Origin of the sequence: Rhizobium mulingense, from assembly GCF_029194105.1 — a bacterium.
GTDB classification, from domain to species: Bacteria; Pseudomonadota; Alphaproteobacteria; order Rhizobiales; family Rhizobiaceae; genus Rhizobium; species Rhizobium mulingense.
The window spans coordinates 1-11,368 of the sequence record NZ_JARFVE010000033.1; the positions used below are offsets into that span (position 1 = coordinate 1).

8 protein-coding genes and 4 pseudogenes are annotated in these 11,368 nt (G+C 56.1%); 4 read left to right on the plus strand and 8 right to left on the minus strand.

The features are described 5' to 3' along the window. Positions 1-161: 161 nt before the first annotated feature. From PYR71_RS30200 to tnpA, 3 genes are all read right to left on the minus strand, one after another. A complete protein-coding gene (locus tag PYR71_RS30200; RefSeq protein ID WP_011053360.1) occupies positions 162-1,694 on the minus strand; it encodes an IS66-like element ISRel8 family transposase in 1,533 nt (510 codons plus the stop codon). A gap of 68 nt (positions 1,695-1,762) precedes the next feature. After that, positions 1,763-2,116: an IS66 family insertion sequence element accessory protein TnpB gene (gene tnpB, locus PYR71_RS30205; RefSeq protein WP_011053359.1), complete on the minus strand. Its 354-nt coding sequence runs from the start codon at positions 2,114-2,116 to the stop codon at positions 1,763-1,765. Continuing rightward, complete coding sequence (tnpA, locus tag PYR71_RS30210) at positions 2,113-2,499, minus strand: IS66-like element accessory protein TnpA (protein WP_011053358.1); 387 nt, start codon at positions 2,497-2,499, stop codon at positions 2,113-2,115. The genes tnpB and tnpA overlap by 4 nt, the downstream gene beginning before the upstream one ends. Before the next feature lie 44 nt (positions 2,500-2,543). On the opposite strand from tnpA, the gene PYR71_RS30215 reads away from it, so the two are divergent. Continuing rightward, positions 2,544-2,912: a hypothetical protein gene (locus PYR71_RS30215; RefSeq protein ID WP_092755094.1), complete on the plus strand. Its 369-nt coding sequence runs from the start codon at positions 2,544-2,546 to the stop codon at positions 2,910-2,912. Here PYR71_RS30215 and nodD2 read toward each other — a convergent pair. After that, entirely contained in the window at positions 2,892-3,848 is a 957-nt protein-coding gene (gene nodD2, locus PYR71_RS30220; protein WP_004677768.1) for a transcriptional regulator NodD2, read from the minus strand. The two genes, PYR71_RS30215 and nodD2, sit on opposite strands and share 21 nt — an antisense overlap. Before the next feature lie 387 nt (positions 3,849-4,235). On the opposite strand from nodD2, the pseudogene PYR71_RS30225 reads away from it, so the two are divergent. Further along, positions 4,236-4,402 (plus strand): annotated as a pseudogene (locus tag PYR71_RS30225) (IS3 family transposase); the annotation flags it as partial. Between the two features lie 111 nt (positions 4,403-4,513). Here PYR71_RS30225 and PYR71_RS30230 read toward each other — a convergent pair. The 3 genes and pseudogenes from PYR71_RS30230 to PYR71_RS30240 all read right to left on the minus strand — a co-directional run bounded on the left by PYR71_RS30230 (position 4,514) and on the right by PYR71_RS30240 (position 8,637). After that, positions 4,514-6,103 carry a class I tRNA ligase family protein gene (locus tag PYR71_RS30230; protein WP_092755088.1) on the minus strand — a complete coding sequence of 530 codons (1,590 nt, stop codon included), beginning with the start codon at positions 6,101-6,103 and terminating at the stop codon, positions 4,514-4,516. A 167-nt stretch (positions 6,104-6,270) separates the two neighbouring features. Beyond that, positions 6,271-7,461: pseudogene (locus PYR71_RS30235) on the minus strand (IS3 family transposase). 261 nt (positions 7,462-7,722) lie between these two features. Continuing rightward, positions 7,723-8,637 (minus strand): hypothetical protein, encoded by a 915-nt coding sequence (locus PYR71_RS30240; protein WP_010034735.1) that lies wholly within the window; start codon positions 8,635-8,637, stop codon positions 7,723-7,725. A 937-nt stretch (positions 8,638-9,574) separates the two neighbouring features. On the opposite strand from PYR71_RS30240, the gene nodA reads away from it, so the two are divergent. Beyond that, positions 9,575-10,162 carry a nodulation N-acyltransferase NodA gene (gene nodA, locus PYR71_RS30250; protein ID WP_004679687.1) on the plus strand — a complete coding sequence of 196 codons (588 nt, stop codon included), beginning with the start codon at positions 9,575-9,577 and terminating at the stop codon, positions 10,160-10,162. A 410-nt stretch (positions 10,163-10,572) separates the two neighbouring features. Here the strand turns inward: nodA and PYR71_RS30255 are convergent. Further along, positions 10,573-11,031: pseudogene (locus PYR71_RS30255) on the minus strand (GDP-mannose 4,6-dehydratase). A 231-nt stretch (positions 11,032-11,262) separates the two neighbouring features. On the opposite strand from PYR71_RS30255, the pseudogene PYR71_RS30260 reads away from it, so the two are divergent. Beyond that, a pseudogene (locus PYR71_RS30260) lies at positions 11,263-11,368 on the plus strand (IS630 family transposase); the annotation flags it as partial.

Consider the following 11,368-nt stretch of genomic DNA (forward strand, 5'->3'; position numbering starts at 1 on the left):
TCCACATCTTTGGATTTTACCTAGCCGCATTCGTACTTGCATTTAGGCTTCCCGCTTACATCAGATCAACCCGTAGATAGCGTTAATCGTAGCCGACGGAACGATAAGGTTCCTATGTCTCTTCGCGTCTGATTGCTGCAGTCATTTTGCGATTGACCATACTAAACCGGATGATTCCACGGCAGGAGTTCATCGATCCGGTTTTGCTTATGGCCGTTTACGATAGCGGTGAGCGTGCTGGTGAGGTAGGCTTGTGGATCAACGGCATTGAGCTTGCACGTCTCGATGAGCGAGGCGATGGTTGCCCAATTCCGTGCTCCCATGTCGTGCCCGGCGAAGAGAGCGTTCTTCCGATTGAGCGCTATCGGCCGGATAGTTCTCTCGATACTATTGTTGTCGATCTCGATCCGACCGTCGGTCAAGAAGACGCAGAGGCCATCCCAATATTTGGCGATGTAGGCGAGCGCCTCGCCAAGCGACGACTTGCCAGCGACGCGGGCACGATGCTGCGTGAGCCAAGTTCGCATGTCCGCAATCAATGGCGCTGATCGTTCCTGTCGCCCGGCGAGGCGAGCTTCTGCGGGAAGCCCGCGTAGCTCGGACTCGACCCGATAGAGTTCACCAATCCGCTCCACGCCTTCCTCGGCAATCGGCGCTGTGCCGGTACGAGTGATCTCGACCAGCTTGCGCCGTGCATGTGCCCAACAATAGGCAAGCCGGATGTCCGGGCCGACACGGTCCGGTGCGATCAGCCGATTATATCCGGCGTAGCCGTCCACTTGGAGAACGCCCGTGAACCCCCGCAATATCCGTTCGGCATGTTGGCCGCCACGACCGGGAGCGTAGGTGAAAGCCACTCCGGGTGGAGCCCCGCCGCTCCATGGTCGGTCGTCGCGGGCCAGCGCCCAGAAGTATCCGGTCTTGGTTTTGCGAGAGCCTGGATCGAGGACCGGCGCACGGGTTTCGTCCATGAACAGTTTTGTCGAGCGCTTTAGATCGGCGATCAAAGCGTCGAAGACCGGGCGCAACTCGAATGCCGCCCGACCAACCCAATCGGCCAGAGTGGAACGGTCGAGATCGATGCCTTGGCGGCTCATAATCTGGGCCTGTCGATAAAGCGGCAGATGGTCGGCGTATTTGGACACCAGCACATGCGCGATGGTTGCCTCTGTCGGCAATCCGGCTTGGATCAGTCGTGCGGGCGCTGGAGCCTGGGCAACGCCATCAGTACAGGCACGGCAGGCATATTTGGGTCGGCGAGTGACGATGACGCGGAACTGCGCCGGGATAACATCCAGCCGCTCAGACACGTCCTCTCCGATGCGATGCAGGCAACCGCCGCAAGCGCAGATCAGGCTTTCCGGTTCAATTATCTCTTCGATACGAGGAAGATGGGCGAGAAGAGAGCCGCGATTGACGGCGCGGGATTTGGATCGCTGCTTGCCCGAGGATGTATCGGCCTCGTCTTCGGCATGGATGGCAGCGATGGTCGTTTCCAGGTCTTCCAGCGCGAGATCGAACTGCTCAGGATCAGCCTTCTCGGATTTGCGACCGAAGGCAGCCTGCTTGAATGCGGCGACAAGCTTCTCCAGTCGCTCGATCCGCTCATCCTTACGAACTTCACGCGCTTGCGCCGCGATCAGCATCGTCTTCAGGGCATCGATATCGTCAGGGAAATCGGCGGTGTCCAACATGGTGGAAGCCTATCAAAACCAGCGGCGCTTCGCCGTCGGAATTTGCCGACCGAGTCATCGTGCCGCATCTATTCGATGGCGTCCGGTGCTCTCGCTTCTACCGCACGGACCCGACGCCAGTCGAGCCCTGCAAACAGCGCCTCGAACTGAGCATGGCCCAGTGTCATCAGGCCATCCTTGATGCCCGGCCAAGTGAACGTGTGTTCCTCCAGCCGCTTGTATGCCATCACCAGACCGCTGCCGTCCCAGTAGATCAGCTTTAACCGATCTGCTTTGCGCGACCGGAATACGAAGACAGTTCCAGTGAATGGGTCTTTGTGTAGCTCGTTCTTGACCAGTGCCGCCAAGCCATCATGGCCTTTGCGAAAGTCGACTGGCTTGGTCGCCACCATGATCCGCACGCGGTTGGATGGAAAGATCATGCGGGAGCCGCACAGGCACGCGCGACAGCGGCGATCCGAGCGGCAGACGCACCTTCTTCCAGACGAATGGTGACGGAACCGACGATGATCTCGGCGCGACTGGCTTTCTTGATCGGCGGCTCCGAAACGGGCGGATCAACGATTACCGCTGCAAACTCCATCGGGTCTTCGGGTGCGGGCAGAAGCAACTTACCCTGCCGCGCCATCGTTCTCCAAGTGGAGAGGTGGTTCGGCTTCAACCCATGCCGCTCTGCGACCTCACTTACCATCGCGCCGGGCCGAAGGCTCTCCGAAACGATCTGCGCCTTCACGTCATCCGGCCAATGCCGGTGAACCTCACGTCCAGACTTCCTGGTTGTGAGAACCTCCAATGTAGTCTCCATGGAGAAACTCCCGTTGCTCGTCCATGGAAAGGCGATCACAGATCATGGCAGGAAAGACAACGTGGGAGCGGAGCACCGGTTACATTTTATCGACGAAGCTGAGCGCTACGCCCGTCGCCGATCGGCCGCCCTTCGGACGATTGCGCGACGTGCTGTCTAGCACCTTCGGCGGCAAATCGAAGGGTGCTGGGGGACCACAATTGCTCCGCACCGCAACCCGCCGCTACCGCCGCAAATACAGCAACCTAAAACCGTCGGAGCGAACTCAAAACTGGATAAAACTTGGGGGCAAGGTCAGCGGCCTTCCCCGGATGGATACCTTTGAAAAGCCTCTTTGGTGGCTGTTGAACTTATTCGGGCTCGGGCGGATCTTACTCAAGCAGGAACCTTGGTCAGGAACCGGATTGTTGTAGCAACCCATGTATTTTAGGTGCGTTGGAGGACATCATACGGGAAGCTTCCTCAACCAATATCTCCCTGAACCAGATGCTCCCTGGATCGGCATTATGGAGCGCTGGCCATTGAACAGCTTCTGTGAAGACGGGGAGCGGTAACGGAAGGTTGATGATCCGCAAAGGGAAAGTACTTTCGTAATGCTCGACTAAGCGAAGCGGTAGGTTAGCTATGCGGTTCGTGCCACGCAGGACTGGTGGTATTAAGCTAAACCCTTGCACGACGACCTCCACCCGCCTCTGAATACCATTCTCGAGCAAGAACCAGCCCTCGACCGATGGCTTCAAAAAGCGCCCAAACGCGGCAGCGACGTGTCCCGTGGAGACATATTGCTCGATCGTCAGCGCTGAAGGTAGGTCCACATTTGTCGAACAGGCTACACATACAAACTTCTCTGTGAACAGTTTTGCGCTCGGGTGTGCTCCCGAGAGAAAAAATTCAGGCACGATGAGGAAGTCGACGTCACCGCGGCTAAGCATCTCGTACGGATCACTATCCAAAGGCAGCAACTCAAAGCTGACTGCGGGCGCTTCTCGAGCAACTCGCTCAATGATTTTATTGAAGTATATCAGCATCATGAAATCGGACAGAACTATTCTAAAGCATCTGTCAGACTTCGACGGGTTAAACGGCTCCCAAGAGATGATTGAGCATTGTACCTGCAAGAGAGTTTCACGCACTGCCGAGGCAAGTCCTTCGGCACGGGGCGTCAGCCGAAGTTCTCGACCATTCATTGTAAACAATTCGTCGCGGAAATAGTCCCGAAGCCTACCAATGGCGGCACTCATTGCTGGTTGACTTAGATTGATACTACGTGCGGCAGCCGTTAGGTTGCGCTCGGTCGTGAGCGCATCCAATGCAACGAGCAGGTTTAGATCAAGGCCCTTGAAACGCATCTTTAGTCACATCCAAACAACGGATATTTTATATCCAAACAATCGATTTTTCCAGTACAGAACCTTCCAGCATAGATCCAATGAAGGTTCGTCAAAAAGGCTTAGGTTAGTTTGGTGATCAATTAAGTAGGCCGCATAGTTACGATAGACGTTATAGTTGCAGGTAATCCACTTTAAATATCGAATGGCACCTTAGCAATAGGCGATGTGGAGCGGCGTCACCGAGCGACATGAAATGCTAGTGAACGGATGGGCGGAAGTAGGTTCATCATATCGCGATACCGGAGAGGCTTTGCCGTACGCTGGCTATCGACTGGCGGGCTCCTTCTGTTTGGAAGCATGTTCAAGATATTGGTGGCGTGCCAGTAATTTGTGATGAAAAGATCAACGCGCCTGAAGGCGCTTGAGGAAGAGAACGCCACACTGAAGAGACTGCTCGCCGAGCAGATCCTGGATACGGCCCCACTTCCCGAGCTCCTTAAAAAATAGAAAGGCCCGCCGCCAAGCGCGACGCCGTCGCACGCCAGAAAGCCGTCGTGGGCCTTTCGGAACGAAGTAGGTCGCCCGACTGCCGCCTTGCGTTCTCCGCTATCGAGATGCCGTCATCCGGTCGGCGTCCGCGTTACTCGCCTCGGGATCGTCAAAGCGGTTGCCGTCATTAAAAGCTAAGAATTCGGCCGGACTTGCCTCAATCGTCTTTCATAAGCCTCTATGAAGGCTTCCGGAATCGGGTCGCTAAACAATGGGAAATCAACCGGTTTGCGTAAGCCGGTGCTTGGCCGGATAGTGCCGCCATCGAGCCCCGGCCGCCATCCGGCTCCGAAAAAGAAAGCACCATACCGCGCCGCAAGCATCGGGGTCACAGGATTAAGAAGGCTTAGAAATACGGAAACTTCCGCTGCGCTGACTGAGGTATCTGCCCTTGAAAAAGACGCAACGTCGAAAAAGGCGTCTATGGCGTCCATGGCATCCCAGACGCGCAAGTCCTGCACCGCTTCGGAATATCGTTTAACATTGTGGTTCTGCTCGACTGTCAGCTTGTCGGCCGTCAGCGTCTCGTTACATCCGGCGTACTTGCGCAAAGCCGTTTCGAAAGCACGAATTCTAGCCGCGGTCTGAAGCAGCCCCTCGATCAGAAAATCGTTGTCGTTTGCGCCAAATGGCTTGGCGATGCTAGCCAAATAGTAGCGCAGCACGTTCGTGTCGATATCTGCTGCCACCTCGTCAGCCCACACAGCGTGGTCACGGCTAGTAGAAAATTTCGCGCCTTCGAGCTTATAAAAGTCCTGAATTGCATGGTTGTATGGAATCGCATAACCGCGCGAGAACAAACTAGCAGTAACGCCGATCGTGTAATAAAACCGGTTATCCTGACCCATGAAGAATACGAGTCTCGTGCTCGCGTTGCGCATAGTGTCATCGAGATCTGCGCCATTTTGCTTGCAGAGGCGTTCGATTCCTGTCTCATAGCACCACAATCCTTCAAACCAAGTCATTAAAGTTTGGCCTGCCACCTCCACCGGGGAGTTCAAAGTCACACCACGGTCGAAATGCCGCGACATCGGCAATGCCATCAGTTTTGACCGTAGCCAGTCAAGTTCTTTGCGCTTTATGGATTCCGGCCATCCGCTCGCCTCAATGGCGTGATCGAGCCCCGGAGCAAATTTTTCAAGCTCAAAATGAACCTGTCGAATCGGGCGCAAGATAAGGCTCTGGCCGCATGTCGTGTGAATCGGGTTGCGTAGTAGATTGTGTTGCAGCGCCGAGCCGCAATCTTCGCAAAGGTTACTATCTGTTGGCGCGTTACAAGCTGGACACTCTCCGACCGCGAGTGAGTCTGCGGCGAACTCTTCGCACGTCCCGCAATACAGTTGCTCTCCGTCGCGCAGCTCAACGTAGCCGGACGCTCTTAGTTGGTCGTAGATCGCCAAGCTGCGGTCTTTGTGGTCTTCGCTTGAAGTCCTTACAAATACGTCCGGTTCAATATCAACTGACCGCAGACACTGCAGAATTTCTTCAATGTGCATGTGTGCGACGTCATCAACCGGCCTGCCAAGCTTTCGGGCTTTCACCAGCGTGTAAGTGCCATGTTCGTCCGCACCTGTCACGTGATAGGCCGCGTTGCCTACCATGCGGTGGTAGCGTACGAACACGTCGGCGAGAAGGTACACGCCACCTATATGCCCAAGATGCAGCTTGCCGTTCGGGCACGGCGGCGCCGAGCAGGCAAAAAAAGTATGTTGGTTTGCTCTCAATTCAATCCCACCATATCGAAAGGAACTTTAAGCTGGTTTGAGGGCTGCTATTTTTGATCGCGTGTTTTTGGTGCGGCGCTATATAGACCATCGTGTCCCCACTGACTGCGGAGGTTTCTCCATCGGATTGAAACACGCCGCTGCCCGAGTGACCTGCCACGGTACTTTCACCCAGCAGCGACTAGAGCCCCGGCGGTTTTGAGTACGCCAAGTGGCGCGGTGTGAGCAACCGGCGGAAACGCGAAGCTTTCATCTTGCGCAGCGTTGGAGCCGGTTGCGGCGATGGTCCCGGCAAAGTCTGCCGGGGTTTTGTATCCAAGCGATGAGTGCGGCCGGAAATGGTTGTAATCGTCCGCCCATTCAGCAATGGCGCTGCGGGCATGATCGAGGCCGAAGAACAGGCTTTCATTGAGTAACTCGTCGCGCATCCGACCGTTGAAACTCTCGACATAGCCGTTCTGCATCGGCTTTCCCGGCGCGATGTAGTGCCACTCGACCTTGTGATCCTTCGACCAGGCAAGGATGGCATTCGACGTTAGTTCGGTGCCGTTGTCGGAGACAATCATTCCTGGCTTGCCGCGTCGTTCGATCAGCGTCGTCAGTTCTCGGGCGACACGTCGACCGGAGATGGATGTGTCCGGGATCGCCGCCAGGCATTCGCGCGTTACGTCATCGACGATGTTGAGCACGCGAAACCTCCTTCCGCAAGCGAACTGGTCGTGCACGAAGTCTAGCGACCAGCGGGCATTGGCCTTCGCCTCGACCAGAAATCGGAGCACGCGTGCGGACAGCACGGCGTCTGGCTTTCCGCTTGCGAACGGAAAGACCTTCCTCGCGATAGAGCCGGTAGATGCGATTGACGCCGGACGGCTCTCCGTCCCGCCGAAGCAGGACGAACAGTCGCCGGTAGCCGAAACGCCGTCGCTCATTGGCGAGGTCGCGCAGCTTCGCTCGCAATTCTACCTCCGGCGGTCGGCAGGACCGATATCGCACCATCTTCCGATCCGCAGATATAATCTGGCAGGCCCGCCGTTCCGAAAGACCCATGACGGTCTTCAGATGCGCGACGGCGTCGCGTTTGGCGGCAGGCCCTACCATTTTTTTGCAAGAAGCTCGCGAAGTGCGGCTGCATCCAGCATCTGTTCGGCCAGCAGCTTCTTCAGTCTCGCGTTCTCGTCTTCAAGCGCCTTCAGCCGCTTCGCCTCGGAGACTTCCATGCCGCCGTATTTGGCTTTCCAATTATAAAATGTTGCTTCTGAAATTCCGTGCTTGCGGCAGAGGTCGGCCACCTTCGCGCCAGCCTCCTGCTCCTTCAGCACCGCAATAATCTGCTCTTCCGTAAATCTCTGCTTCTTCATTCATCCGTCCTTTAATGGGCCGGACTCTAATCCATTCTGGAGGAAATTCGCAGTGGCAGGTCATTTGGTCTCGATGTTGCACAAGGAGCCAATTCCAGCGGCCACGAAGTACTTGGTATGCACCCGTGGGAACAACATGGGCGCTTCAATTGAACGGAAACTCAAATTTATGGCTGGCTCTGACAAATTACGGACGATCAGCGATAGTTCGGGTCTCCAGCGGGATTGCAGCATGAGGCCGGCAGTCAATACCAAAGGACATTACTGCGACTTCGCCGAATGCCGGTAATAGACATCCGCCAGAATGTGGTGGTCATGGCGGTAGACTTCGGCCATGATATTATAGAGGCTTGGATCGTGAGCCTCGAAATCTTCTGATGTGGCAATGGTGAGATTGCCTCGGCTGTAAGCCAAGTTCGTATTGAACCAAAATCGCGTGCCCTCGGCCCAATACTCATCGACGTTGTTCTCCATATAGGAACACGCCCAGAGGCCTTTCTCGTAGGCGTGCGAATAGGCACGTTCAACTCGTGCAACGAGATCAGGATCTACCGTGCGCAGCGCGTTGAAAATATTATGTGAGAATTCGTGAACAAGAATGTTCCCGCCGTAATACCGCGTGCCCGGCACGCCCATCAAATTCTCCACAGCTCCCGTCGTGTAGAGCCCGCCCATGCCGCGCGCCCTTTGTGCCCAGTAGTCTCGGGCAGTCATCTTGCCGATCGTGTTGGCGTAATCCCGCCGCTCGTCAGGGGTGAGACGTGGATCATCGGGAAGAGGCTTCTTCCAATCCCGCTGCTCGGGAATATCAGTCGTCGTCTCGTCAATTGCCATGACGCCCACCCGCGCTCCAGCCTGGATTAAAGCATCGCGGACATCACGGCGTTCTGACAACATGTAGAGGACAATGTCACGTGAGATCAATAGTGCCGTGTCTGGAACCTTGTTTGACGAAATAATAGGTATGCCCGCTGCGTCAGCATATTTGGCATAAAAGGGATCCAGATTGAGTGATGTCGGTGGGCTGCGAACTATGAAAGTCTCGAAACTCGATACATCAGCCGCGGACAAAGGCGAGTCAGATAAGACATTCTCAGCGCCGCCGAGTCTGCCTGCGGATGCAGCAAGAAGGTACCCACCGCACAACACCATCCCCATCGAGCATACATCCATCATCGTGACCTCTCGTTAACGGCTGTCTTTCGTGAGACGACGCAACAACCGTGCCAGTCACTAAGTATTTCCTCGGGGGCTCATCGGCGCCGCCGGCTCTGTACCAGACCATGTGCGTGACGATCGGCATCCGGTGACCAGGGTATGACGATCACCTCATACCGTTATCTAGGAGAAAATTGCGATCTCGCGGCCGCCTCGCCAGTCCTGGGAGGCGTTTGCTGTGTCCGGGGTCCTAAAAGCTTGCACCGGAAACGCACTGATCTGCGAATCCATTCCTGTACCCATCATCTTCTCCCGAGGTCGGGATCGCCAGGCAAGTATGTCCTCTGGCAATCTTCGCCGATACCCAGCGTGCCGGTCCATGGGCTGCGATAGCCAAAGCGAACCAGGGCGTTTTGCGAGGGGAACCCCTTTCAGATTCAACAGGAGAATGCTGCTGCCTATCGCCGCGTCCCATTTTGTGTGGAATCAGACTGTCGCAAACCGAACATTCCGAAAAAACCCCTCCGCCAGGTCGGGTCGTTCGACGACTTTCGACGCCGGGATAGACCAGCCCGGTTCCGCCGATGGTTCTAATGTGATCTCGACAATTTGCCTGATTATCGCCGAAAACGTCTTTGGCTTGCTTCTGCCTGAGTAGCGAGCCTCTCAGTCATGGTCAACTTTTCAGTTCAATGTCCTGGATGCCTGATCAAGATGATCCAGCATGATGGACAAGGCGGCATGTTCACGAAGAAGTTGGAGCCCGGCCGCTTCATCTGGCGTCGGCAGCCGATGGCAGGCCGATTGATTGGAACGCATCCATTGGACGGATGAGTTCCATCCAAACAAATGATTTCACCAGCTTATACCAGTGCCATTAGAAGCGCCCCAACGAGTGCGTATCAAGTAGTTGCTCTGTCGACGCCTGGACAGAGTATTAAGTGGAGGTTTAGGTATGAGCCCTCAGGTGCGGTGGAAAGTGTGCTGGGAAAACGAGTTGGAGCTCTCTGACCACACGGAGCTCGCAGATTTCTTTCGGAAGACCTATGGGCCAACTGGAGCTTACAACGCCCTTCCATTCGAAGGTGCTCGTAGTTGGTCAGGAGCTAGGCCCGAGCTTCGCGTAATAGGCTATGATGCGCACGGTGTGGCCGCTCACATGGGGTTGTTGCGTCGTTTCGTTCGGGTTGGCGAGGTCGATCTACTCGTATGCGAGCTTGGATTGTGGGGCGTGCGTCCAGATCTTGAGGGGTACGGCATTAATTCGATGCGCATTGTTTACCCAGTGCTGCAGCAACTTGGCGTTCGGTTTGCGTTCGGCGGTGTTCGGCAGGCGTTGCGCAACCTTGTTCTCAGGCTCTGCCGAAATGGTCTTGCGACGGTTTTGGAAGGGGTACGCGTGCGATCCACCCTTGCCGATGTTTATCTCAACCTCCCGCCGACGCGCTGTGAAAACGTAATTTTGGTAGTATTCCCAATAGGATGCTCAATGAGTGATTGGCCATCGGGGACCTTGATCGAGCGGAATGGCCCTGAGCTATGAAAGAGCATGGTCCCATAGCTGAAGTTATCCGAAGAGACGGTGGCGGCCCAGTGATCGGTGCGTCTATTTAACCCTCGATGACGGACCGACCCACACGATGACACATCCCGCACCTTTCGATCTGCGAACGCTTAGACGTCAAGCGTGAGATATTCGAGACAAGCAGGACCATCAGGAACATATGCCCCGAAGCCTCGGTACCGCAATCCGGGCACCTGGTGGAAGTATGAACATCATCGGCTAATGCCGTATTTTTGCGCGCTCGCGGGTTCACGATCCGCGCTCCTCGTTCGACCCGCTAACTGACGCCACTGCCGCAGAGCACGGCATCGGAGCCTGCGCACAAGCGCACTGCCGACCATACTGCGATGGCCGACAACCCAGATCTTCTTGTTGGACAAGTCGTACACTCAGAGCTCTTCCCGGCTGTTCAGGGCCTTCCAGTGCTTGACATCCTCGCGCACCATCTCGGCGACGAGCTCCTGAACCGGGGCCTTGTGTTGCCAGCCCAGCTTCTGGCGGGCCTTGGTCGGATCACCGGCAGAAGATCAACTTCCGTCGGGCGGAGGTATCGAGGATCGACTTCAACAAGGCAGGCACCGGACGCGGAGTCGTAGCCAGTCGACGCCGGACGCCTTCCATTCCAAAGTAATGTTCACGTCGGCAAAAGCCCGCTCGAGAAATTGGCCGACACTCGTCGTCTCGCCGGTCGCCAAGACGTGGCCATCCGGTTTGTCCTGCTGCAGCATGCGCGACATGCCCTCGACATACTCACGTGCGTGGCCCCAGTCGTAGCTCCTGGCGCTGTTTTTGGCCAGCTGTCGGGCGCGGCGGGCCTGCGCGATCGAAGTTGGCTTGTTCAGCCACAAGGCGAAGCTCTATCACCTGGGCGCTCGCAGCGTCTCCCGTGCGATACGCCATTTCTCTCTTGGCTACAGGGATGTGCGATTGTCTCCTGTTTTCAAAGCTCTTTGTCCTGCTGATGGTCGCGGTCGCGCTGGCGCGCGGTCGACCTAGACATGTCCTGCGATTGATGAATCGATTGTGAGGTGACGAGAGCGACCGAAGCTGATTCAACATCCACAGCGGAGAAGTGGATGATGGGACAGGCCCTGAGCGATGATCTCCTAATACGGGTTTTGAAAGCGTCTGCGGCGGGCATGTCGGCTCGACAGGCTGCGGCTCGTTTCGGAGTTGGGATTTCGA

Excerpts from the sequence above, each read along its gene's own strand:
- PYR71_RS30240 (WP_010034735.1), bottom strand. The coding sequence starts at position 8,637 with ATGATGGATGTATGCTCGATGGGGATGGTGTTGTGCGGTGGGTACCTT.
- tnpB (WP_011053359.1), bottom strand. The coding sequence starts at position 2,116 with ATGATCTTTCCATCCAACCGCGTGCGGATCATGGTGGCGACCAAGCCA.
- PYR71_RS30200 (WP_011053360.1), bottom strand. The coding sequence starts at position 1,694 with ATGTTGGACACCGCCGATTTCCCTGACGATATCGATGCCCTGAAGACG.
- nodD2 (WP_004677768.1), bottom strand. The coding sequence starts at position 3,848 with ATGCGTTTCAAGGGCCTTGATCTAAACCTGCTCGTTGCATTGGATGCG.
- PYR71_RS30215 (WP_092755094.1), top strand. The coding sequence starts at position 2,544 with ATGGCAGGAAAGACAACGTGGGAGCGGAGCACCGGTTACATTTTATCG.
- nodA (WP_004679687.1), top strand. The coding sequence starts at position 9,575 with ATGAGCCCTCAGGTGCGGTGGAAAGTGTGCTGGGAAAACGAGTTGGAG.
- tnpA (WP_011053358.1), bottom strand. The coding sequence starts at position 2,499 with ATGGAGACTACATTGGAGGTTCTCACAACCAGGAAGTCTGGACGTGAG.